A 24,014-nucleotide genomic window follows, 5' to 3' on the forward strand; every position below is an offset into this window, starting at 1 on the left:
CGCTCATGACGTACAAGGTCGCCTTCAGTTTCGCCGACGGCAAAACACTCTTCTGCAATGTGCAGAACAATGAAATCCTGCTCGACGCGGCCCTGCGCAGCGGGATCAAGATTCCGTTGGATTGCCGCGAAGGGGTTTGCGCGACCTGCCAGGGCCGCTGTGAATCCGGGCAGTACACCCAGGACTACGTGGACGATGAAGCGCTGTCGGCCAGCGACCTGGCTGAACGCAAGGTGCTGAGCTGCCAGACGCGCGTGCAGTCGGATGCCGCGTTCTACTTCGACTTCGATTCCAGCCTCTGCGGCAGCAGTGGCCCGAGCAGCCTGCAAGGCACCGTGAGCGAGGTACGACAGGTTTCTCCGACCACCGCCATCGTCCACGTTGAAGTCGGCGCAGCAGGCGCGGCGCTGGACTATCTGCCGGGCCAGTACGCGCGCCTGCAAGTACCGGGCACCGAACATCGCCGCTCGTATTCCTTTGCCTGCGCGCCGGGCAGCAGCAACTTGCAGTTCCTCATTCGCCTGCTGCCCACCGGCGTGATGACCGACTACGTGCGCGATCGCTGCCAGGTCGGTGACGTGATTCACATGGAAGCGCCATTGGGTGCTTTCTACTTGCGCCATATCGACCGTCCGCTGGTGATGGTGGCCGGCGGCACCGGGCTGTCGGCGTTCCTCGGCATGCTCGATCAGATCGCCGAGCAGCATGGCTGCGGTCACCCGGTCCACCTCTATTACGGCGTGCGCGAGGCCGCGGACCTGTGCGAGGTCTCACGCATCGAAGCCTATGTCGCGAGAATCCCGGGGTTCCGTTTTACGCCCGTGGTCAGCAACCCCAACCCCGACTGGCCGGGCAAGACCGGCTACATCGCCGAACATCTGGAGTTGGCCGAGCTGCGAGACCAGCCATTCGACCTGTACCTGTGCGGCCCGCCGCCGATGGTCGAGTCGATCAAGGACTGGCGCCAGCAGCACGGTCTGGATCAAAGCCGCCTTTATCTGGAGAAGTTCGCCGAGAGCAACAGCTGACACAGCACCCCATAACAACAATCAATCGGCCCGACCGAACACTGAATCACTGCCCTCATCGACATCTACCGTGCGTTGGCACGACCTACCTCATAGGCCGCCTCATGAAAAACCTGGTATTGCGTGCATGTCTGGCAACCTCCCTCTGCGCAGCGACGGCTGCCCAGGCTGTGGAGCCTGTCCGAATTGGCTTCATCACCACCCTCTCCACCCCCGCCGGCTATTTGGGCGAAGACTCGCGAGACGGCTTCCAGCTGGCGATCGATCAGGAAGGCGGCAAGCTCGGCGGCGTGCCGGTACAACTCATCGTGGAAGATGATGGCCTGCAACCGGCCAAGGCCAAGCAGATTGCCGACCGCATGAGCCTGGACGGCATCTCGCTGTATACCGGGGTGATTTTCTCCAACGTGCTGGCGGCCGTGATCAACACCGCCACCAAGGACGGTTTCTACGTCAGCAACAACACCGCGCCCTCGACCCTGGCCGGTGAAAAGTGCATGGCCAACTACTTCGTCGGCTCCTACCAGAACGACACCCCGCACGAAATGGCCGGTGTCGCCGCCAACGAGCTGGGATACAAGAAGATGGTGATCCTGGCGCCCAACTATCAGGGCGGCCGCGATGCACTGGCCGGCTTCAAGCGCACCTTCAAGGGCGAAGTGACCGAGATCTACACCAAGCTCAATCAGCTGGATTTTTCGGTGGAGCTGGCACGCGTGCGTGCGCTGGCGCCGGATGCGATCTTCCAGTTTCACCCGGGCGGTGGCGGCATCAACTTCGCCAAACAATACGGCGGTTCGGGCCTGTCGGCGCAAATCCCGATGGTGGTGCCGGTGTTCTCCATGGATGAACGCATGCTCGCCGCCACCGGCGAAGTGGCCAAGGGCACCAACATCGTCACCCTGTGGAATCCGCAATCGGACAACCCGGCCAACCAGGCCTTCGTCAAGGCTTTCACCGAGAAATACAAACGCGTCCCGACGGTGTATGCCGCACAGACTTACGATACGGCCCGGCTGATTGGCGCCGCCCTGAAAACCTCCCAGGGCAATCTCAAAGACCAGCCAGCCTTCCGCGCGGCCATGAAGAACGTCAAGTTCGATTCCATTCGCGGTGACTTCAGCTTCGCCCAAAACCAGCACCCGGTGATCGACTGGTACCTGCTGCAAGTGCAGGCCGGCGCCGACGGCAAGCTGATCGAAGTGCCGATCAAGACACTGGCGACCCGTCACGTCGACAGCTACGCCGCTCAATGCGCGATCTGACTGGCACCTGACTCCCGTCCTCGCCCTGCAGCACAACTGCGGGGCGTTTTTATGAGGAACGCAGTAATGCTCTTGCTCGAACAAATTCTCAACGGCCTGCAGTACAGCGCCTTGCTGTTTCTGCTGGCCTCAGGCCTGACCCTGATTTTCGGCATAATGGGCGTGATCAATCTGGCCCACGGCGCCTTTTACATGGTCGGTGCTTTCTGCGCCGCCTACACCGCCATGGCCACCGGTTCGTTCTGGCTCGGCGGCCTGGCCGCGCTGATCGGTTCGGCCTGCTACGGCGCGCTGATCGAAACCGCGATCATGCGGCGTCTGTACAAACGCGATCATCTGGATCAGGTACTGGCGACCCTGGCCGTGGTGTTTTTCAGCAACGAACTGCTCACCCTGATCTTCGGCCGCAGCCCACCGGCGATGCCCACGCCCGAATGGTATTCAAGTTTTGTCGAAGTGCTGCCGGGTTTGATGTACCCGGTCAGCCGACTGCTGTTCATCGCTGCCGGGCTGATCGTGGCGGTCGGCATGTGGCTGCTGATCAACCACACGCGCCTGGGCATGCTGATCCGCGCCGGTGCCGACGACCATGAAATGGTCGGCGCGCTGGGCGTCAACATCGCCCGGCTGTACACCCTGGTGTTCGTATTCGGCTGCGTGCTGTGCGGCCTGGCCGGTTTCATGGCCGCACCGCTGCTGTCGGTGGAAATCGGCATGGGCGAGAAGATCTTGATCACCACCTTCGTGGTCATCGTCGTCGGCGGTGTCGGCTCGGTACGCGGCGCGTTGGTGGGCGCCTTGCTGATCGGCATGGTGGACAGCCTGGGCCGTGCCTACATTCCGCCGCTGCTGGACCAACTGTTGCCCAGCGAAACCAGCGGCACCCTGAGCGCCGGGCTGATTTCCGCCAGCGTCTACATTGTCATGGCCCTGGTGCTGCTGGTGCGCCCGCGTGGCCTGCTGCCGGCCCGCGCCTGAGGAGAATGCTATGTCACCACGCCTCATCATCGACCTTGCGTGCCTGGCGACCTTCGCCTCCATGCCGCTGCTGGCCCACTGGTTGAACGAACCTTACCTGGTCAGTTTCTTCACCCGCCTCGCAATCTACGGCATGGCGGCCATCAGTCTGGACTTGCTGATCGGCTACGGCGCCATGGTCAGCTTCGGCCATGCCGCATTCTTCGGCCTGGGCGGTTACATCGTTGGCATCATTGCCTTTCACACCTCGCAAGGCCTGCCGCTGTGGGGCTGGGAAGGCAGCAACAGCGCGCTGGTGGTGTGGCCGCTGGCCCTGCTGGTGTGCGCGCTGTTCTCGCTGTTGGTGGGTTATCTGTCGCTGCGCACCAGCGGTGTGCAATTCATCATGATCACCCTGGCGTTCGGCCAGATGCTTTATTTCGTGCTCGGCTCGCTGTCGCTGTACGGCGGCGACGACGGCATTCTGCTCAACGAGCGCAATACCCTCGGCGCACTGGATCTGGGTGACGCCAACCACTTCTACTACCTGTGCGTGGCCTTGCTGGCCGGCTGGTTGTTGATATGCCGGCGGCTGGTCAATTCGCATTTTGGTTTTGTCCTGCGAGGGCTCAAACAGAGCGAGCGACGCACTGTCAGCCTGGGCCTCAAACCCTTGCGCTATCGCCTGACGGCGTTTGTGATCGCCGGCACCGGCGGTGGCCTGGCGGGGATTCTGTGGGCCAACTACGCACTGTTCGTCAGCCCCGACATGGGCGCCTGGCACAAGTCCGGCGAGCTGATGGCGATGGTGATTCTCGGCGGCATCGGCACCCTGCTCGGCCCCCTGCTGGGCGCGGCCACCTACCTCGGTCTTGAACAGGTGCTGAGCCAATGGACCGAGCACTGGATGTTGATCTTTGGCCCCTTGCTGTTGCTGGTAGTGCTGTTCGGCAAGAAAGGCGTTTATGGTTTGCTGCTGAGCCTGTTGCAACGCAAACCGAAGGTGGTTGCCGTCAAACCGAACGCCGCCGTGGAGGCACGCCCATGAGCGCACAACTGTCGATTCGTGATCTGCACAAAGCCTTCGGTGCCGTAAAAGCCACCAACGGTGCCAGCCTTGAACTGCTCAAGGGGGAACTGCACGCCATCATCGGCCCCAACGGCGCCGGCAAGTCCACCTTGATCGCGCAGATTGCCGGCGAGATTTTCCCCGACCAGGGCCAAATTCATCTCAATGGCCAGGACATTACCCGCGTGCCGGCCTGGCAACGTCCGCGCCTGGGATTGGCGCGGGCTTTCCAGGTCAGCCAGCTTTACACCGAGTTCACCCTGCTGGAGAACGTCGCACTGGCCATTGCCGCCCGCGAGGGCAAGGCATTCGGCATGTGGCGCCCGTTGAGCCGCGACACCCGTCTGCTGGAACCGGCGCTGGGCTATTTGCAGCAGGTGGGCCTGGGCCTTCGCGCGCAAGACTCGGTGCAGGCGCTGTCCCACGGCGAACGGCGGCAACTGGAGATTGCCCTGGCGCTGGCTCAGGAAGCGTCGGTGCTGTTGCTCGATGAGCCGATGGCCGGGATGGGTGCCGACGAATCCGCGCGTATGACCGAGCTGCTGCATAGCCTCAAGGGCCGCTACGCGATCCTGCTGGTCGAGCACGACATGGACGCGGTATTCGCCCTCGCCGACCGCATCACGGTGCTGGTGTACGGCCAGACCGTGCTGACCGGCAGCGTCGAAAAAGTGCGCAACGACCCGCAAGTACGGGCCGCTTACCTGGGAGAAGAACATGCTTGAAGTTCAAGGCTTGAAAGCGGGTTATGGCTTGAGCCAGGTGCTGTTCGACATGCACCTGAGCATCGAGCAGGGCCAGGTGGTGTCGCTGATCGGCCGCAACGGCATGGGCAAGACCACCACGGTCAAATCGATCATGGGATTGCTCAAGCCCAGTGCCGGCAGCATCCGCATCAACGGCACGGAAATGCGCGGTGCCGCGCCCTACCGCATCGCCAAGGCAGGCCTGGGGCTGGTGCCGGAGGGCCGCCGCGCCTTCGGCACCTTGAGCGTGCGGGAAAACCTGCTGGCCACCGCCACACGGGGCAAGTGGGACCTGGCACGCGTCTATGAACTGTTCCCGCGCCTGCTGGAGCGCCACGACCAACTGTCACGCACGCTGTCGGGCGGCGAGCAGCAAATGTTGGTGGTCGGCCGCGCGCTGCTGACCAACCCCAGCCTGCTGATTCTCGACGAAGCCACTGAAGGTCTGGCGCCGATCATTCGCGAACAAATCTGGAGTTGCCTGGCCACCCTCAAGGCCGAAGGTGAGACGATTCTGGTGATCGACAAGAACCTCAAGGAAATGGTGCGGGTGGTCGACCGCCATCACATCATCGAGAAGGGACGACAGGTCTGGGATGGCACCCCGCTGGAGCTGGCGGCTCAACCCGAACTGTCGCAACGCTATCTGGGAGTGTGAGCCGCCATGCACCTCGATCAGGCTTACAACAACGTCGCCGCCGTGGGTAATTTTCCACAGATCATGCAGCGTTTTCGCCAGCGCAGCGCCGAGACCTATGCGAGCCACGCCTGGCAGCGTGATGTGGCCTATGGCAATGCCATGCGCGAGCGATTCGACTGGTATGCCCAGGTGAATGCCGGGGCGCCGACGCTGCTGTTCATTCATGGCGGTTACTGGCAGGCCTCGGACAAGGACGACTACGCTTTTATTGCCGAGGGCCTGATCGAGGCCGGCTTCAATGTCGGTTTGCTGGAATACACCCTCGCGCCCGAGGCGAGCATGAGCACCATCGTCGGCCAGATTGGCAAGGCACTGGACTATCTTTTGGCGCATCGCGAAGCCTTGAACATCGGTCAGCAGGTGGTGCTGTGCGGGCACTCGGCGGGCGGCCATCTGACTGCGCTGTATCGCCGGCATCCTCTGGTGACCCTGGCCATGCCGATCAGCGGCCTGATGGAGCTTGAACCCATCAGACGCTGCTGGCTCAACGACAAGCTGCAACTGAGCGAAGAAGAGATCTGTCGGTATAGCCCACAACGGCTGATCGGCGATGGCGCACCGTTGCTGGTGACCGTGGGCGGTGATGAGTTGCCGGAGTTGATTCGCCACTCGCGCGAATACGCCAGTGCCTGTCGCGAAGCCGGGCAAGCAGTGACTCTTGTCGAGCTTGCCGACTGTCATCACTTTGCGGTGCTGGACGACCTGGCCAGGGCGGATGGCGAACAGTTGCGTGCACTGTTGAAACACCTGAACCCCCACCTCCTACAGGGTACGGGTGCAATACCCTGATTACGCGCGGTGTTTTCAGCAAGTGGATCACTCTCGCCAGAAGTGGATACCGGTTTGCCGTTTGCGGCTTTTTTGACCCCCTCAAGCTTCATACAGTGACTACGAATTCAGACAGGAATTGCGTATGTCCAGCCTCTCGCTCAGGGTCCAACAGATCGACCCCCTGACCCCCAGAATCCGCCGCGTGCTGCTGGTGTCCAACGACACCCAGCCGCTACCGGACTTCACTGCCGGAGCTCATCTGGAGCTGCATGTACCGGGCAGCCGCGCTCAACGCCGGGCCTATTCGCTGGTCAACCTGCCCGACAGTGAACACTACGAAATCGCCGTCCAGCTCGAAGAGGCGAGTACCGGCGGATCGCGCTGGGTGCATTCGCTCAAGGTCGGCGATGAACTGTTGGCCGATGCGCCACGCAACCACTTTCCACTGTGTGAAAACACCGAACACGCCCTGCTGATCGCCGGTGGTATCGGCATCACGCCGATGCTTGGGATGGCCCGGTCGCTGCAAGCGGCGGGCAAGCCGTTCACCCTGCATTACGCCGGTCGCGATGAAGCGCAAATGGCCTATCTACCAGAGGCCCGCGCCTGCCTGGACAACCATTGCTGGATCAGCGGCGGCGACCCGCAAAAACGCTTTCCTGCCGCTGCAATCCTGGCCGCGCCAAGACCGGGCCTGCACCTCTACATCTGCGGCCCGACCGCCATGCTCAACAGCGTGCTGGCCTGCGCTCGCGAACAGGGTTGGGCAGAAGATCACCTGCATTACGAACTGTTCAGCGGCGCCCTGGAAGTGGCCGGCGACAATGGCTTTGAGGTGCAACTGCGTGAAAGCGGCGTGAACCTGCAAGTGGCCGCCGGGCAAAGCGTACTGGACGCCATGCTCCAAGCCGGTCTGGACCCGATGTTCGACTGCCGACGGGGTGACTGCGGGGTGTGCGTCGCCCAAGTCATCGACGGCCAGCCCGATCACCGCGACATCTGCCTGTCGGAGCGCGACCGCGCCAGCGGCAGTTTTTGTACCTGTGTCTCCCGTGCCAGCAGCGCGCTGCTGGTGCTCGATCTGTGACAAGCCGAGGACATCCCGTGATACCGACCAACGAACAAATCGCTGCCTTGATCCGCGAGGACAGCGTACACAAGAGCGTCTACACCGACCCGACCCTGTTCAAGCTGGAGATGGAACGCATCTACGGCAACGCCTGGATCTACGTCGGCCATGAAAGCCAAGTCAAGAATCCCGGCGACTATCACACCACGCGCATTGGCGATCAGGACGTGATCATGGTGCGCGGCGCCAACCAGCAGGTCAGCGTACTGTACAACCGCTGCCCGCACAAAGGCGCCAAACTGGTGGCCGACGGTGACGGCAGTGTCGGCAAGTTTTTCCGCTGCCCGTATCACGCCTGGACCTTCAAACTCGACGGCCAGCATTTGTCGGCGCCGCTCAAGAGCGGTTTCGAAGGCACCTGCTACGACCCTAAACACCCGGACTTTTCCATGGTCAGCGTTGCCCGCGTCGAGACATATCGCGGCTTCGTGTTCGCCAGCCAGGCGGCGTTCGGGCCGGACCTCAAAACATTTCTGGGCGGCGTCATCACCTCCATCGACAACCTCTGTGATCGCTCGCCGGTCGGTGAAGTCGAGGTGGCCGGCGGCATCTTCCGTGTTCAGCAGCGCTCGAACTGGAAAGTGTTCTACGAGAACCTGCACGACACCATGCACGCCCGCGTGACCCACGAATCGTCGGTAGACGCGGCGCGTGGCGAAGCCGATGCCATCGGTGAAATGCCCTTCGAACTGTTGATCATGGACGGCAATGGCGAACCCTACGACTTCTGGGAAAAGCTCGAACTGCGCGCCTACCACAACGGCCACGGCTACATGGAAGCGATCTTCGACCCGGCCGCCGCCGAGCGCGACGAGGTCTCCCGCGCCCACTTCGAATGCCTGAGCCAGGCCTATGGCGAGCAGCGTGCCAAAGAGATCCTGGGCATGAATCGCCACAACACGGTGATTTACGGCAGCGGATCGCCGCACACGGTGTTCATGCAATTCCGGGTCATCCGTCCCATCGCCGTGGACCAGACCATGGTCGAGATCCAGACCTTCCGCTGCAAGGGTGCTCCAGATGCCGTGTTCGACCGTGCGCTGACCTACGCCAACGTCATCAACTCGCCCTCCTCCAACGTGATGCCCGACGACGTCGAAGTCTATGCTCGCTGTCAGGAAGGCAACATGACCCGCGGTGGCGAGTGGATCAGCATGCACCGCTACGTGGGCACCGATAAGCCACTGGAGGACGGCGCAGTCTCCACCAACGGCACCAGCGAACTGCCGATGCGCAACCAGTTCGCCGCCTGGAAACAGTTCATGACCGCCACCCCGATTGCCAAGGAGAGCACCCATGCTGCTTGATCGCCGAATCGACGTCGACACCCGCCAATTGACCCCGGCCCAGGTTCCCGCCGAAACCCTGCGCCAGATCGAACAGTTTCTTTTTCAGGAGGCGCGCCTGCTGGATGAGCGGCGCTTCTGGGAGTGGGACAAGCTGTTCACCGACACTGGCATGTATTGGGTGCCGCACAAGCACGAGCAAGCCAACCCGTTCGACCATATCTCGTTGTTCTGGGAAAACCGCATGCTGCGCGAAGTACGGATCCGGCGGGTGGAAAACGCCCGCAACTGGTCCCAGCAACCGCAGACCCAAACCGCGCACCTGGTCGGTAACGTCATGGTCGAAGGTCTCGATGCGCAGGGGTTGCTGGTGATCAGCGCGAGCTTCCAGTACAGCGAATGGCGCCTGGAACAACGCCAGCTCGCCGGTCGCTACACCTATAAGTTGGCCGCCCAGGACGGTGGTGGCTGGCGGATCCAGCTCAAGCGCGTGGACCTCATCAACTGCAACGATGTGTTCGCCAACCTGGAGGTATTCGTGTGATGAACGCGCCGCTGGTGATCGCCCTGCACTATCAGAACGACGTGCTGCACCCCGAAGGCAAGATACGGGTCGGGCTGGGGGCTGATGATAGCGTGCGTGGGGCGCTGCTCGATGCGGCCGGCCGATTGCTCGCCGGCGCACGCGCCAAAGGCTGGCCGATCGTCCACGTGCGTGTGGCGTTCCGACCGGACTACGCCGACCTGATCCAGAACGCGCCGATCCTGCGCACGGTCGCCACCCTTGGCGCTGTTCGGGAAGGCAGTTGGGGCGCGGAATTCCTCAGCGCTCTGGCCCCACTGAATAGTCGCCGCGAGTTCGTCGTCACCCATAACCGGATCAATGCGTTTTATGGCTCGCCGCTGGAAACCGTGGTGCGCCGGTTCAATCCCTCGCACTTGTTGATTTCTGGCGTGGCGACCCACTCTGTGGTGGAAAGCACCGTGCGCCATGCGGTGGATTGCGGTTTCGAGGTGACGGTTGCGGCGGATGCCTGCGCCAGTGCGGACAGCGGAGTGCACGCGGCCTCGCTGGCGAGCATGGCGCTGATTGCCCGTATCAGTCACGTCAACGAAGCGCTGGAGGACTTGGCATGATGCTCGAAGGTAAAGTGGCGATTGTGACGGGCAGCACGCAAGGGCTGGGTCTGGACATCGCTCGGCAGCTGTTGGCTGAGGGTGCCCGGGTGATGCTGGTGGGGCGCAACGCCGACGGTGGTCAGGCATTGGCGCAAACGCTGGATTGCGGGTTTTGCACCTGCGATGTGGAGCTCGACGAAGACATCGACGCGTGCATCGCTGCCACGCTGGCCCGCTTCGGCAGGCTCGACATTCTGGTCAACAACGCATGCCTGTACGCCGATCAGGGGTTGGCTTCGGATCGCGCGCAGTGGCTGAAAACCCTCAATGTCAATCTGGTATCGGCGGCGATTTTTACCCAAAAGGCCGCCGTGCATCTGCCCAGCGGTGGCGTGGTGATCAACATCGGCAGTAGCGGCGGCAAATTCGGTGCGGCCGGGCGCGCGCTCTACCCTGCTTCCAAGGCCGGCATCCTGCAGCTGACGAAAAACCTGGCCATGACCCTGGCCCCGGCGCAAGTCCGAGTGCTGAGCGTATCCCCGGCCTGGACCTGGTCACCCAGCGTCGCCGAATTCAGCGACAACGATCCGCAACTGGCCGACCGGGTCGGCGCCCCCTTTCATCCGCTCGGGCGCATCGGCCGGGGCCATGAGATCGGCAACGTCGTGGCCTTTCTGTGCAGTGCCGGCGCCAGCTGGATGACCGGTGTCGACGTGCCGGTGGACGGCGGCTTTTCGATTCTCGGGCCCGACCGCGGCGTGTCGCCGCGTGTGTGGTTCCAGCAACACCGTGACAACCAATAAATCTGATAACCGAATGAGGGAGATGACATGGGCAAGATGATTGAGATCCGGGCAACGGACAGCAGCGCCACGTTCAGCGGTTACCTGGCCCTGCCGGCCAGCGGCAAGGGCCCCGGAGTGGTGATCGGTCAGGAAATTTTCGGAATCAACGCCAACATCCGCGCCGTGGCCGATTTCTATGCCGAGGAAGGCTATGTGGCGTTGGTGCCAGATCTATTCTGGCGCCTGCAACCGGGCATTGACCTGGGCTACACCGAAGCGGACTTTGCCGTGGCCATCGACCTGTTCCAGCGTCTGGATGTGGACAAGGCTGTCACTGACATCGATGCCAGTTTCAACGCCCTGCGTGCACTGCCTGAAGTCGAAGGCGCGGGCCTGGGTTATGTCGGCCTCTGCATGGGCGGCAAGCTGGCCTGGCTGACTGCCACGCGCACTGATGTGGCTTGCGCCGTCGGCTATTACGGCATGGGCATCGAACTCCTGCTGCACGAATCGGAAAACCTCAAGGGTCGCCTGGTCCTGCATTTTGCCGAAAACGATGGCTACTGCGACGCCAGTGCCCGCGCCCAAATCAGCCAACACCTGGCCGGCAACGACAAGGCCGAAATCTACGTGTACCCAGGCGTCGACCACGCCTTCGCCCGGGCCGGGAGTTCACACTACGACAAACCGGCCTCGCTGATGGCCCATGAACGCAGCATCGCCGCCCTCAAACGCGAGATCGGCCCCCACTTCAACCTATCAGCCCTGTGGGAAGACCATATCCGCCACGAGTTCGAGACCCGTGACGTACCGGCCACCATGGCGACTATGGTCGCCGAACCCTACGTCAACCATATTCCCACCATGACCGGCGGCGTCGGCGCCAAGCAGCTCAGCCGCTTCTACCAACACCATTTTGTCCACGGCAACCCGCCGGACATGAAGCTCATCCCGATCTCGCGCACCATCGGCGCACTGCAGATCGTCGATGAATTCATCATGTGCTTCACCCACAGCACCGAAATCGACTGGATGTTGCCCAACGTGGCACCCACCGGAAAATACGTCGAGATTCCGATGCTGGGCGTGATCAAGTTCCGCGGGGACAAGCTGTACCACGAGCACATCTACTGGGACCAGGCCAGTGTGCTGGTGCAGATTGGCTTGTTGAACCCTGAAGGGCTACCGGTGGCCGGGGTGGAAACGGCGAGAAAGCTGCTGGATGAACAACTGCCGTCCAACACGTTGATGGGGCGCTGGACGCAAAGCGAACAATAGAGACTGCATGAATGCAAAAAGGCCGATCTGTCACTCAACAGATCGGCCTTTTTCATTCGATTAAACGTCAGACATGCTCACTGCTTTTCGCATGCACCGGGCGTGGCTCGCCATGCCCGTGGTCCACCTCAACCACCGGAACCTCCTTGCCATCACAGTCATGCAACTTGCCGTCGCTGAAGTAATCCCCTTCGCGCAGCGCTGCCAGATCCTGATAACGCAGAACCCGCTCGGTGCCTGCCGCAAACACCGACTGCTGGTCGGAGTTACCGGCCGTGAGGTGGTTGAAGGTCAGGTTGAGCACGATCGCCATGATCGCCGAGGAACTGATACCGGAATGGAAGATCGTGGCGAACCAGCTTGGGAAGTGATCGTAGAAGTTCGGTGCGGCGATCGGGATCATGCCGAAGCCGATCGAGGTCGCCACGATGATCAGGTTGACGTTGTTGCGGTAGTCGACCTTCGACAGCGTCCGGATACCACTGGCTGCGACGGTGCCGAACAACACGATACCGGCGCCACCGAGAACGGAGGTCGGCACGGCGGCGATGACCCGGCCCATGAACGGCAGCAGGCCGAGCAGCACCAGGAACAGACCACCGGTGGCAACCACGTAACGGCTCTTGATCCCCGTCACCGCCACCAGCCCGACGTTCTGGGCGAAGGCGCTCTGGGTAAAGGAGCCGAAGATCGGCGCGATCATGCTCGACAGCATGTCGGCGCGCAGACCATTGCCCAGACGCTTGGAGTCAACCTTGGTGTCGATGATTTCACCAACCGCCAGGATATCCGCCGAGGTTTCCACCAGCGTCACCATGACCACGATGCACATCGACAGGATCGCCGCGAAGTGGAACGTCGGCATGCCGAAATGGAACGGGGTCGGGAAGCCGAACATCGGACCTTCGCTGACGGATGAGAAGTCCGCCATGCCCAGGAACACCGCGACGACCGTACCGATGACCATTGCCAAAAGGATCGAGAGACGGGAGATGGTCGCGCTGCCGATTTTGCTCAGCAACAGCACCAACACCAGCGTCATTGCAGCCAGACCGATATTGGCCATACTGCCGAACTCTGGGGAATGGCTGTTACCGCCCATGGCCCAGCGTGCCGCCACCGGCATCAACGTCAGGCCGATGGTGGTGATCACGATGCCCGTGACCAACGGCGGGAAGAACTTGGTGATTCGAGAGAACACTGGCGTGATCAGCAACCCAATCAGGGACGCCGCTATCACCGCCCCCAGAATCGACTGAAACCCGCCCTCGCCGCCGCTGCTGACAATCGCCACCATGGTTGCGACACCCGAAAACGACACGCCCTGTACCAGCGGCAACTGACAACCGAAAAACGGTAGACCCAGGGTTTGCAGCAACGTGGCCAGCCCCCCCGCAAACAATGAAGCAGCAATCAACAATCCAATGTCCGCCGGCGAGAGGCCGGCCGCCTGACCAATGATCAAAGGCACCGCGACGATGCCACCGTACATGGTCAGAACATGTTGCAGGCCATAAGCCATATTCGCGCCGATACCAAGATTTTCATCTTCTGGCCGTTGGTGTGAAACATGGGGCGTTTTCATGTTAGGGGGTTCCCTGGTTTTTGTTATGCGCACACTGTATGCAAGACTCAGGACAAATGTCTATAGAGTTGTATACAACTTGCTCGTCAAATTATGAACGACTGGTCATGCAAGCCGTCTGCCATCCGAGCGCAATCTCACCTAAAACCTTGAAATATATCCTCACGAGCCATTCTCCCCTGCCCGCTGATATTTTTAATTCCTGGCGACCACCGGTCGTAATCACCGCTGAGACCCATTCCGCTGTGCACCTCAAAAAGGGATCACTCTCAGAGAAATTCATCGTGCGATGGAACCCGGTGCGCAACCCTGAATTGATGCAAAAAGGGGCAGATTGATTCAATCTGCCCCTTTTTTGTGTGCACGGGTATGCATCTATTGCAGCTTGATCACACGCTCAAGTGTGTGCATCAAGTTTTCATAGGGCGGCACCCGAATGCCGAACTCGCCTTCCAGCAAGGCGATCAATTGCGGCACATCGCCCACCTGCCGGCGTTCGCTCTCATGGCCTGTGCGATGGATCGCAAAACTGCCGTTATTGAGCGTACAACGCCACCCTTCCCCGGTTCGCGCCACCATCAATTGCTTGGCGAACGATGATTGCGGATGAGCCGAGACGTACCAGTTGCCGACGCTGTAATCGATGTCTTCCTGGCGTTGCAGGTCGAAGATGTACATCGCTCGCCACTCGTCGCCGACCTCGGCTCGAAGCGTGTAACCATCCGCGTGCTGTTCGATGCGATAGGGTTCGTGAGGCGTGACTTGCTCGGCAGGGCTGTCGAGCAACAGCGGCGCAGTGGGCACCATGCCGCCGAAGCCGACGTCGGTGATATAGCGCACGCCGTCCAGGGTTACCAGGCTCAAGCGATGGGTGCGAGCGGTCCATGCGCCTTCGGGCTGACCCATGACCACGCGACCGCTGATGCCACGCGCGTCGAATCCCAATTCCTGAAGCAAAATCAGGTACAGATAGTTGAGTTCGTAGCAGTACCCGCCTCGCCCGTTGTGCAGGACTTTCTGCTCGATCGACGGCAAGTCGATCAGCACCGGTTCGCCCGACAGTGTGGTGAGATTTTCAAACGGGAAAGCGCCGGTGTGGCGCAATTGAAGCTGCTGCAAGGTTTCCAGGGTCGGCGCCGGAGGCGCATCGAAGCCCAGGCGCCGCAGGTACAGCGCACGGTCGGTCAGGCGTGGCTCGCTCATCGTTCAGTCCTTTTGCACGGCGGCTGCGGATCGTTCCGCCAATGGCCACTATGTATAAGGGATGAACCGCAGCGCACGACAATTGATTTAGCCAATCGCCCAGTAAAAACAATCAACGGCGTTTGCGCGAGTCCAATTGAATCCAGGTGGGCGCATGGTCGCTGGCATGCGGTTCGTTGCGCACCCAGGCGTCGACGCCAGCGTCTCGCAAGTAAGGTCTCAGCGCCGGATTGAGTAACAGGTGATCGATGCGCAAGCCAGCGTTCTTCTGCCAATGCTGGCGAAAGTAATCCCAGAAGGTGTAGAGCCGATCCTCGGGATACACGTGGCGCAATGAGTCGGTCCAGCCCTGACCCAGCAAACGCTGATAACACGCGCGACTCTCGGGCTGCAGCAAGGCGTCCTTGAGCCAGGAGCGCGGGTTGTAGATGTCCAGGTCGGTAGGAACCACGTTGTAGTCACCCGCCAGCACCACCGGGTGATCACTGTCCTGCAACGTCTGCGCATGACGGATCAGCCGCTCGAACCAGGCCAGTTTGTAATCGAATTTCGGCCCCGGCTGCGGGTTGCCATTGGGCAAGTACAGGCAGCCCACCAGCACGCCGTGCACGGCGGCTTCCAAATAGCGACTCTGACTGTCGCCTTCATCACCCGGCAACCCTCGCCGACTCTCCAGCGGTTGCGCATCCCGCGCCAGAATCGCCACCCCGTTCCACGACGCCTGCCCCTGCCAGATCGCGCCGTAGCCAATGGCCTCAAGCTCGGCGGCGGGAAAGGCGCTGTCCACCGATTTGAGTTCCTGCAGACAGGCGATATCCGGTTTCTCGCGTTCAAGCCAGGCCAGCAGGTTCGGCAACCGGGCGCGCATGCCATTGACGTTGAAAGTCGCAATTCGCAGCTTTTTCATGGCCACCGTTCCGTTTGGCGGGGTGTAAAAACTGTGACCTCAGTGCCCGCCCGTGGTTGCGTTGGCCGCCGGGTGTACGGCGTCTTGAACTCAAGCTGGCCTGATATTGCTCGTCGCTCACACGCCAAACCAATGCGGGATTGTTGTCTGCGGCGTCCTGTCGGCTGCCTTCCACCGCCTGATTTTTACATCTGTTTGACCGCAGGCGGGTTCCACTTGCCGTTCATTGCGTCGGCCTTCGGCCCATACAGGCGCATGGTCAGGTTGAACGGGCCTTTGGGCGCCGGCAGCCAATTGGCCTCAAGCTCCTTGCCGGGGCTTTCGTTCTGGAAATAGAGATCCAGCGACCCATCGGCATTGGTCTTGAACGGCATCCAGCTGCTGACTGCGAAGCGGTCCAGTTTATTACCGACCTGAAAACCTTCAGGGTCGTACAGCGTGACTGACCAGAACGCATTCACCGGCGGCTCCTGCCCTTTGTCGAAATGCATCACGTATTTGTTCACGCCATCGAGTGCCTTGCCGTTTGAGTCGCCCACATTCAATGGATAAATCGCATCCTCGGGCAGGTTGGCGCCGAGCCCTACCTGGGCCACGATCGCACGCTTGAGGTAATAGTTGCCGTAGACCCCCATGGTGTCAGTGTTCATCGACCAGCCATTCTCCACCCGCGCCAGCGTCGGTATCTTCCACGCCATCAGCGCTTGCGCGTCCTTGGGCACCGTTGCAAGCGCCGCTTTTACATCAGGGTCCAGCGCATCCAGGCTGAATGACTTGCCGGGCTCAATACCGATGCGCTTGATCTGCGCCAGCATCGGCTGATCGGTGATGTGCGGTGGGTTCACTTTCAGCAGTTCGGCGGCGTAGGCGAAGTAGTCGCCGGCCGACATCGTGTCGACCTGGACTTTGGGCGGAGTTTTCATGTCCACGGCCGGGTCGATTTTCACACTGACCGCTTCAGCTTCTTTGCCCATGCGCGACAACGCCGTCACGGTGTAGCCCGCCTGAATCTTGTGTACCGCCGCGTAGTCCGCCGCGCCATCAGTCTTGGTGCGGCCGATGATCCAGACAAAAGGTGTAGGCGCCGGCAGCTGGCTCATTCCGGCCGGCACGGTGCCGGTCCAGCCCGGGGGCGTTACCAGGAATTGCGCAGCCTCGGTGCCCGTGGTGCGCCAGCCCGGCGAGGCGAACACGTCGCTCCACATGTCGAGCATCGGCAGCAAATAGAAGCGCCCGGCGGTGTCCGGCGCGGCGATCACCAGTGGCTCCTTGGTCAAGTCCAGCCATGCGATCGAATACAACGTGTCGAAGTTCGAGCGCACCACGCCTTTGAAATCCGCTGGAGGATACTGCGGCACGCTGACAAACATGTTCATCGGGCCTTTACCGAATTCCTTGCCCGGTTCGATGTTGGTGAATTGCTGGCGGGTGATGTCCATGGTCAGCAGCGGATAAAAATAAACGTAGGCATCAACGCCGATCGCATGGGCCTCTTCGGCAGTGATTTTCGATTGCGCGTGACTGGCCAGCGGAAAAATGGCGGAGGCTGCAACGGTTAGAGCAACGGCTGTCAATGCATGGGTTATCGGCATGTTGGCGATCATCCGTACGTAAAGGCGATCTGCCGGATTCGGCAGAGCTTACGGAACTCTAGACGATCAATCGGACAACTTTTGACAGGCGGACAGCCGGGCCGGTCGTGGTGTTTCGAGGGTGATACAACCCGGCGAAAGCTTCAACGATCCGAGCGCATCAGCGCCGGCACGCCGCCCTCCATCGACAGCACGGCGGAGCGATTGCGCCCCGAATGCTTGGCCTGGTACAGCGCCGCGTCCGCACGCTGGATAAACACTTCCATACTGTCGCGCCCCGTCGGTATAAACGAATAACAGCCGAGGCTGATCGTGACGTAACCGGTGGGCGAACCGCTGTGGCTGATGTTCTTGTCCATGACGCTGCGGCGGATATGTTCGGCTATCGTCATGGCGCCGTGAATGTCGGTATCGGGCAACAACACCGCAAACTCTTCGCCGCCGTAACGCACCGCCAGATCGGCCTTGCGATGGCAGCAAGCCTTTACCGCCCGCGCCACCTCCGCCAGGCAGTGATCCCCCACCACATGACCGTAGGTGTCGTTGTAGCACTTGAAATAATCGATATCGAGCATGATCAGGCTCAGCGCACTGTGCTGGCGTGCGCCGCGTCCGAACTCGATATCCAGCGCCCGCTCGAACAATCGCCGGTTGGCCAGACCGGTCAGGCTGTCGTGGGTAGCGATCAGCTCCAGCGCTTCCTGGGCCTTGCGCAAATCCGCCTCGACCCGTTCGCCGACGCGCAACTGACGGATGAATACCCAACCGAACAGGCCCACGCCGAGCATCACCAGCGCAACAACGGCACTGGAGCGATACGCCGTGTCGTACCATCCCGCCAGAATCGAATCCCGGGACGATGCCGCCGAGACCACCAGCGGGTAAGCCTCCAGCTGCCGGTAGCCATGCAAACGGACAACGCCATCCATCACCGAAGTGAACATCGCGTTGCCTGAAGGCGCTAGCGGCAGGAGGTTCTGAAAGATTTCGCCCTGGGCCAACGACGCGCCGATCTGCGACTCCATGAACGGCCGGCGCGCCAGGAGCGTTCCATCGGTCAAGCCGAGGAACATCGAGCCGTTGTCGTCGATGTCGAAACTTTTGAAGAACTGGTCGAAGTAGGACATTTTGATCCCGGCCAGTAGCACGCCCTGGAACTGGCCGTTCTTGTCGTTCACCCGTTTGGATACCGGAATGATCCACTCGCCATTTTCCCGGCTGCGAATCGCCGGGCTGATATGCGCCACGGACGACACGTTTTGCTGGTGAAACTTGAAGTACTCGCGGTCCGCCACGCCCGGCCCCCGAGGCAGACTCTCGAATGAGGTCACGACCCACTGGCCTTTCTGGTCGAACAACAGAATGCCGTGCAATTGATTCAGCGCCTGCACCCGTCGGGCGAAAGTACTCTGCAAGCGAGCTCTCAGGGAGGGAGTGAATCCATCGAACTGAATCCAGTCCACCAGACTGGTCAGCACCAGGTCGGCCTGCATGAAGGTGTCTTCGGCTTGCTGCGCCATGGCCCGCGTCAGGTTCGACGAGGCGACCTGGGCCTGGCTCAAGGCATGCCGCCGGGATTGCTCCAGTTGCAGATACAGCAACGCGCACAGGCACAAACACACCGTGACAATGAACAATACCGCTGCCTTGCGCAGCGGTATGCGTTTCAATGCGACGCCAGGGGCGTGGTGTGGGTCGTACTGGCGTGTAGGCAAAAAGCGCATCCTGAAAGGGCAAGGCATGGGCGACCGCCCAAATCCCCTGGTTTTGTGCGCCAAGTTTACGGGGTTACAACCCACAAATGGCAGCCATATGTCACGTGGTCGCCATCCGCCTCAACCGTCAGAACGCTGCAATCGCCGCATCGCATCGGGCGATGGTTGAGGTTCTGTGGGTGGAGTTGAGCCAGGCTTGATTGTCATATCAGCCGGTCGAGTTCATCCAGTGTCACGCGTGGGACAAGATCGGCAGGAATCTTCGAAGTGCTGGACAGGTTGTAAACCTGAAAATCCTTGTTCACGACGCTTTTCGCCAGGATCGCGAAAGACGGCAGGATTCTCGTATAAAAATGATTGTCGAGTACGCAGGGAGATATGAACGTCCCGGGTGCTTCGTAAAAGCGGCTCACCGATGGGTCCAGATCGACACCGACCAGGAACACCTTGGTAAACCCCAAATGATAGGCAAGTTGTACGGCCAGGTAGGCCACCGTACGCGCATCAAAAAAGCCGCGCTTGAGGTTCTTGCTGAAGCCCAGGGTTTTATTGCGGCCATTGCCGATCTTGCGATTTCTCACCAGTTCTTTATCCGTCCTGAACAAGTCACGCCAGGAAAGCCTCGGTGCCCGCCTCAAAAAATATAGATCCCCCTGGGGCTTGAACGAGGTATGCCAGATATGTTTTTCCCACAACGCTACCCGCGCACTGAGGCGCATGGCTTTTGTGAAGAGTTCGGGTTGCTGCTCGGAAAAACCCTGATCGGTGCACACATAAAAAAACGGACTGATGCCAGTCCCGATAAATTTCGAAATGGCGCCGTTCATGGTGATCATTGGAACGTCTGCGTACTTGTGCAGTGGAAAATGCTTTGCGGAAGCGCCCGAAGCAATGATCAACACTGAACCTTTTTCAGAGTTGCGGCATTCATCCAGGTCGCGCACATGAAGTGGCCCGGTGCTGAGTGACGGCTTTTTTTGCGCAACATCCATTAATGAATTCCCTATCCATGTCGGTCAATCAGTGATGTCTGACCCGCTTCCAGAACAATAGTTTTGATCTGAAAACGCATTCTGCCTCTCCTTTGCTACGGCTTGGCCTGCTCTGTTACGACCAGCGCACTTTCCGCTCCCGGCAACTCCAATGCGGGCAGTTTTGATGGCTGGTTCAATTGACGCAGTACCGGAGAATCGTAGCCGTAAACGTCAGGTTTGAACGTCACCCTTCCTTCTTTGCTCAAGTCGACCGTCCAGTACGCCAGCAGCACCGGCACCTTGACCGGGAGCTTGATGTTTTCAGTCTTGCCGTTTGCCAACTGCTTTTGAATGCCCTCGCTGTTCCAGCGCACCGGGTCGTTGAACAACAGTTCGACCAACTGCAGCGGATTTTCCACCCGGATGCACCCGGAGCTGGTGGCGCGCATGGACTTGGCAAACAACTCGCGGTGCGGCGTGTCATGCAGATAAATCGCATAGTCGTTGGGGAATCGAATGACCACCTGCCCTAACGAGTTCTCGGGGCCGGCATCCTGACGCAGCGTGATTCCGCGCGCGTTGTACCAGTCGATGCCCGACGGATCGAGCACATGCCCATCCCGGTCCAGGGCTCTGATCCGGTTGGCGGCCAGGTAGTCCGGGTTCTGTTGAATCTTGGGCAGCATGTCCTTGACCAGAATCGTCGGCGGCACCGTCCAGGTGGGGTTGAACGTGATGTAAGTGATTTCGGACTGAAATACCGGCGTACTGCGAAACGGCTTGCCGACCTGCACCCGGGAACGCCAGATCGGCTGGCCGTCGCGATACAGCGCGACCTTGTACCCGGCGATGTCGACCACGACAAAAGTGCCCTGGAGTTTGTACAGCAGCCAACGCGCCCGCTCCATATTCACACGAACCTGATCGATCCGCGCTTCAACGGGCACATTCAACGCCGCCAGGGTCGCCGCCCCCGCCACGCCATCCGCGCCAAGGTATTGCTCGGTCTGATACTTCTTCACTGCCGCGATGACACTGTCGTCGTAATCATTGCGCTTGCTGTGCGGGGTAGCCAGGTAACCACCGGCCGTCAAACGTGCACGCAACTGCGCGACTGCCGTCCCGCTCATCCCCGGCTTGAGTGACTGCCCTTCGGTGACTTTCGGCCAACCGCCGGCATCGCGCACCTGACGCAACTGCGCCAAGGCTTCTCGCATGCTGCGGTAAACCGCTTCCTGCGGCGGTGCCTGAGCGAACCCGCGTGCCACGTCGTGATCGTCGAGGGCGGCAAAGAAACTGTTCACATCCTCACGGGGGTCAACGCCGACCGGGTCGAAATTCCAATGAAAGTCCAGTCGCGACGGATCGACTTTACCGCGTCGCAATTGCAGCAACGCAGTGATGTAGGTGCGGGTCAGCGCGATATCGAAGGCTGCCGATTGCATCGGTGTTGGCGCTGTGGCCTGCATCGCCAGTTGCGCCTGTGCCAGCTCTTCAATCCGATAGTCCTCAGGGATCAGGCCATCGATTTGCGTGTCATTCAGGCTTTTGAGCAACTGGGTGACATCGCGTCCGTTGGTCCACGCAGCGCGATAATTACGGTGCGAGTAATAATCCATGACCACCCGGCTGATATCCACCCGCTGATGCTTACGCGCAGTAAGCAACGGCGGGAAGGCCGATTTCAACGGTTCCAGTACGGCCTGGATCGCTTGACCGACAACATCATCGGGCGCTGCGGACAAAACGGTCCTTTCCGGAGATACCGGCACGATCGGCGAACTTTCACCAAAAGCAGTGCCGCTGATCAGAAAGACCATAAAAAGTACACGGCTTATGACGAATAACCTTGTTAATTGCCCCATGGATAATCCTTAATCTCCCGCAAATCAAAAGGCTAGCGTTCCACTCGCTGCTAGACTCGATATATTCCTGATGAGACTTACCTTATGCCGTTACATCGCTTTGGCTTTCTACTCACAGCGCTGCTGTTGACGTCGGTCTGCCTACCCGCAGCCTACGCCGATTCGCTGGAAGTCGCGCTGGCCAAAGCCGCTCCAAAAGCCAATGCCAAAGTCATCGCCCTGGCTGTACGCGCCACCCAGTGCACTCGCGCCCAAGGCGCAGCCCCGGCACAGAGACTAGCAGTGATCGATTATTCCCTGCCCTCGACTGAACAACGACTGTGGGTTTTCGACCTGAAAAAGCGCAAATTGCTCTTTCACGAACTCGTCGCCCATGGCCGCAACAGCGGCGAAAACATGGCCACATGGTTCTCCAACCAGAACGAAAGTTTCGCCACCAGTATCGGTTTGTTCCGCACGCAAGAAAGTTACCGCGGCCAGAACGGCTATTCACTGCGCATGGAAGGCCTGGAGCCCGGCTTCAACGATAACGCTTTTGACCGGGCAATCGTCATTCACGGCGCACCGTACGTCAGTCCCGTCCTCGCACGCGCCAACGGCCGTATCGGCAGAAGCCTCGGCTGCCCAGCAGTCCGACCGGCGATTGCACATCGGCTGATCGACTCGATGAAAGACGGACAACTGCTGTTTTCCTATTATCCGGATCAGCGCTGGCTGAAATCGTCTTCGTACATTAATTGCGGTGGCGGCACCGTGGCGTCGTCCGATAAGGCGACAAAGCGGCAGTAATAGAGGTAATGACGGTTGAGAAGTGATTTCACTACACTCGCTCTCAACCTCCCTCACAAAAGTACAATACCAATGAAAAACACCAGAAGCACACTGATGCTCGGGGGCTTGTTCGCACTATCGTTTAGCGTCCAGGCACAGGAAGGCCCATCGCATCTGGACAGCGTCATCCAGCAAGGCCAATTGCGGGTATGCACCACCGGCGATTACAAGCCCTACACCTTCAAGGGCGAAGACGGCGAGTATTCAGGCATCGACATTGCCATGGCTCGCTCACTGGCCGACAGCCTCGGCGTCAAGGTGGAATGGGTGCCGACCACCTGGAAAACCCTGATGCCCGACATGCTCGCGGGTAAGTGTGACATCGGTATGGGCGGGATCTCGGTCACCCTCGAACGGCAGAAAAAAGCCTTCTTCAGCACCACTCTTGACGTCGATGGCAAGATCCCACTGGTGCGTTGCGAAAACCAGGCGCTGTACCAGACCATCGAACAGATCAACCAACCCTCGGTACGCCTGGTCGAACCGGCCGGCGGCACTAACGAAGCTTTCGTTCACGCCTACCTGCCCAAGGCACAATTGCAACTGCATGACAACGTGACCATCTTTCAGGAGCTGCTCGACAAGAAAGCAGACGTGATGATCACGGATGCGTCGGAAGCGCTGTACCAACAGAAGCAAAAACCAGGGCTGTGCGCGGTCAATCCGACGCAGTACATGCAATATGGCGAGAAGGCCTATCTGCTGCCCCGGGATGACATGACCTGGAAGTTGTATGTCGATCAGTGGCTGCATTTGGCCAAGGTGACGGGTAATTACCAGAAAGTGCTCGGGCAGTGGTTGGCGGTGCCTGAGGCTAAATAACGAGACATTGTTGCGAGCAGCAAAAAAGGCGCTCAACTTCAGGAGCGCCTTTTTTCCGCTCAGTGTCAGTCGTCGTGCAACAGGCCGGAACTGTACTCACCGAAACTACTGCCAAGCGCACTGCCATGGAAATTCAGTTTATTGGGGTTATTATGGGTGGGCCCCGGTCCGAATCCATTAGAGAACTGAGCATCATCTGCATAACGATGATCGGTACTTACACCCGAACAGGCGCTCAACAGAACAGCACCGGCGATCAATGCAACTTTGATGAGGTTTGAGATCATTTTTATTGTTCCTGTCGGTGGGGCGCGTTGGCTTGATCCTGTGCACTCATCCTAGGCCTCTGGCCAGCCGAGGATTATGAAACGTTGCCGGACGACAGCG

The 24,014-nt window shown here is 60.1% G+C and carries 23 protein-coding genes; 15 read left to right on the forward strand and 8 right to left on the reverse strand.

Translation table 11 applies throughout. The features are described from left to right. Positions 1-5: 5 nt before the first annotated feature. The 13 genes from antC (at position 6) to ACNYC6_RS03535 (ending at position 12,133) form a co-directional block, all read left to right on the forward strand. Positions 6-1,028 (forward strand): anthranilate 1,2-dioxygenase electron transfer component AntC, encoded by a 1,023-nt coding sequence (gene antC / locus ACNYC6_RS03475; protein ID WP_419711092.1) that lies wholly within the window; start codon positions 6-8, stop codon positions 1,026-1,028. Between the two features lie 104 nt (positions 1,029-1,132). Next, the gene (locus ACNYC6_RS03480; RefSeq protein ID WP_419711093.1) at positions 1,133-2,293 is read left to right on the forward strand and encodes an ABC transporter substrate-binding protein; all 1,161 of its coding nucleotides are present in this window, start codon (positions 1,133-1,135) and stop codon (positions 2,291-2,293) included. A gap of 66 nt (positions 2,294-2,359) precedes the next feature. Further along, positions 2,360-3,271: a branched-chain amino acid ABC transporter permease gene (locus ACNYC6_RS03485; protein WP_419711094.1), complete on the forward strand. Its 912-nt coding sequence runs from the start codon at positions 2,360-2,362 to the stop codon at positions 3,269-3,271. Between the two features lie 10 nt (positions 3,272-3,281). After that, positions 3,282-4,298: a branched-chain amino acid ABC transporter permease gene (locus ACNYC6_RS03490; RefSeq protein ID WP_419711095.1), complete on the forward strand. Its 1,017-nt coding sequence runs from the start codon at positions 3,282-3,284 to the stop codon at positions 4,296-4,298. Next, positions 4,295-5,044, forward strand: coding sequence for an ABC transporter ATP-binding protein (locus ACNYC6_RS03495; RefSeq protein WP_419711096.1), 750 nt, complete (start codon positions 4,295-4,297; stop codon positions 5,042-5,044). The genes ACNYC6_RS03490 and ACNYC6_RS03495 overlap by 4 nt, the downstream gene beginning before the upstream one ends. Next, on the forward strand, positions 5,037-5,723 hold the full coding sequence (locus tag ACNYC6_RS03500; protein ID WP_419711097.1) for an ABC transporter ATP-binding protein: 687 nt from the start codon (positions 5,037-5,039) through the stop codon (positions 5,721-5,723). Before ACNYC6_RS03495 ends, ACNYC6_RS03500 begins: the two co-directional genes overlap by 8 nt. A gap of 6 nt (positions 5,724-5,729) precedes the next feature. Next, positions 5,730-6,554, forward strand: a complete 825-nt coding sequence (locus ACNYC6_RS03505) for an alpha/beta hydrolase (protein ID WP_419711098.1) — start codon at positions 5,730-5,732, stop codon at positions 6,552-6,554. Between the two features lie 124 nt (positions 6,555-6,678). Then, entirely contained in the window at positions 6,679-7,623 is a 945-nt protein-coding gene (locus ACNYC6_RS03510) for a PDR/VanB family oxidoreductase (RefSeq protein ID WP_419711099.1), read from the forward strand. 17 nt (positions 7,624-7,640) lie between these two features. Next, positions 7,641-8,972: an aromatic ring-hydroxylating dioxygenase subunit alpha gene (locus ACNYC6_RS03515; RefSeq protein WP_419711100.1), complete on the forward strand. Its 1,332-nt coding sequence runs from the start codon at positions 7,641-7,643 to the stop codon at positions 8,970-8,972. Then, the gene (locus ACNYC6_RS03520) at positions 8,962-9,495 is read left to right on the forward strand and encodes an aromatic-ring-hydroxylating dioxygenase subunit beta (RefSeq protein ID WP_419711101.1); all 534 of its coding nucleotides are present in this window, start codon (positions 8,962-8,964) and stop codon (positions 9,493-9,495) included. Before ACNYC6_RS03515 ends, ACNYC6_RS03520 begins: the two co-directional genes overlap by 11 nt. Next, positions 9,495-10,088, forward strand: a complete 594-nt coding sequence (locus tag ACNYC6_RS03525) for a cysteine hydrolase family protein (protein ID WP_419711102.1) — start codon at positions 9,495-9,497, stop codon at positions 10,086-10,088. The genes ACNYC6_RS03520 and ACNYC6_RS03525 overlap by 1 nt, the downstream gene beginning before the upstream one ends. After that, on the forward strand, positions 10,085-10,873 hold the full coding sequence (locus tag ACNYC6_RS03530) for an SDR family oxidoreductase (RefSeq protein WP_419711103.1): 789 nt from the start codon (positions 10,085-10,087) through the stop codon (positions 10,871-10,873). Before ACNYC6_RS03525 ends, ACNYC6_RS03530 begins: the two co-directional genes overlap by 4 nt. Before the next feature lie 27 nt (positions 10,874-10,900). Continuing rightward, positions 10,901-12,133, forward strand: a complete 1,233-nt coding sequence (locus ACNYC6_RS03535) for a dienelactone hydrolase family protein (protein WP_419711104.1) — start codon at positions 10,901-10,903, stop codon at positions 12,131-12,133. Between the two features lie 67 nt (positions 12,134-12,200). Here ACNYC6_RS03535 and ACNYC6_RS03540 read toward each other — a convergent pair whose 3' ends face one another. From ACNYC6_RS03540 to ACNYC6_RS03570, 7 genes are all read right to left on the reverse strand, one after another. Further along, entirely contained in the window at positions 12,201-13,718 is a 1,518-nt protein-coding gene (locus ACNYC6_RS03540) for a nucleobase:cation symporter-2 family protein (protein ID WP_419711105.1), read from the reverse strand. Between the two features lie 375 nt (positions 13,719-14,093). Continuing rightward, positions 14,094-14,921, reverse strand: coding sequence for an arylamine N-acetyltransferase family protein (locus ACNYC6_RS03545; protein ID WP_419711106.1), 828 nt, complete (start codon positions 14,919-14,921; stop codon positions 14,094-14,096). Positions 14,922-15,033: 112 nt separating this feature from the next. Next, the gene (locus ACNYC6_RS03550; RefSeq protein ID WP_419711107.1) at positions 15,034-15,828 is read right to left on the reverse strand and encodes an exodeoxyribonuclease III; all 795 of its coding nucleotides are present in this window, start codon (positions 15,826-15,828) and stop codon (positions 15,034-15,036) included. A gap of 185 nt (positions 15,829-16,013) precedes the next feature. Further along, entirely contained in the window at positions 16,014-17,420 is a 1,407-nt protein-coding gene (locus ACNYC6_RS03555) for a DUF1254 domain-containing protein (RefSeq protein WP_419711108.1), read from the reverse strand. A gap of 143 nt (positions 17,421-17,563) precedes the next feature. Then, on the reverse strand, positions 17,564-19,144 hold the full coding sequence (locus tag ACNYC6_RS03560) for a sensor domain-containing diguanylate cyclase (RefSeq protein WP_419712906.1): 1,581 nt from the start codon (positions 19,142-19,144) through the stop codon (positions 17,564-17,566). A gap of 194 nt (positions 19,145-19,338) precedes the next feature. Then, positions 19,339-20,127 carry a lipopolysaccharide biosynthesis protein gene (locus ACNYC6_RS03565; protein ID WP_419711109.1) on the reverse strand — a complete coding sequence of 263 codons (789 nt, stop codon included), beginning with the start codon at positions 20,125-20,127 and terminating at the stop codon, positions 19,339-19,341. A gap of 95 nt (positions 20,128-20,222) precedes the next feature. Beyond that, a complete protein-coding gene (locus ACNYC6_RS03570; protein ID WP_419711110.1) occupies positions 20,223-21,974 on the reverse strand; it encodes a L,D-transpeptidase family protein in 1,752 nt (583 codons plus the stop codon). Between the two features lie 84 nt (positions 21,975-22,058). On the opposite strand from ACNYC6_RS03570, the gene ACNYC6_RS03575 reads away from it, so the two are divergent. Both ACNYC6_RS03575 and ACNYC6_RS03580 read left to right on the forward strand, forming a co-directional pair. Continuing rightward, positions 22,059-22,763 (forward strand): murein L,D-transpeptidase catalytic domain family protein, encoded by a 705-nt coding sequence (locus ACNYC6_RS03575; RefSeq protein ID WP_419711111.1) that lies wholly within the window; start codon positions 22,059-22,061, stop codon positions 22,761-22,763. Between the two features lie 72 nt (positions 22,764-22,835). Continuing rightward, the gene (locus ACNYC6_RS03580) at positions 22,836-23,627 is read left to right on the forward strand and encodes a transporter substrate-binding domain-containing protein (protein ID WP_419711112.1); all 792 of its coding nucleotides are present in this window, start codon (positions 22,836-22,838) and stop codon (positions 23,625-23,627) included. A gap of 65 nt (positions 23,628-23,692) precedes the next feature. Here the strand turns inward: ACNYC6_RS03580 and ACNYC6_RS03585 are convergent, their stop codons facing one another. Then, a complete protein-coding gene (locus ACNYC6_RS03585) occupies positions 23,693-23,914 on the reverse strand; it encodes a hypothetical protein (RefSeq protein WP_419711113.1) in 222 nt (73 codons plus the stop codon). Between the last annotated feature and the right edge of the window lie 100 nt (positions 23,915-24,014).

It is taken from the genome of Pseudomonas sp. NFX224 (genome assembly GCF_048565165.1).
In the GTDB taxonomy this organism is placed as follows: Bacteria; Pseudomonadota; Gammaproteobacteria; order Pseudomonadales; family Pseudomonadaceae; genus Aquipseudomonas.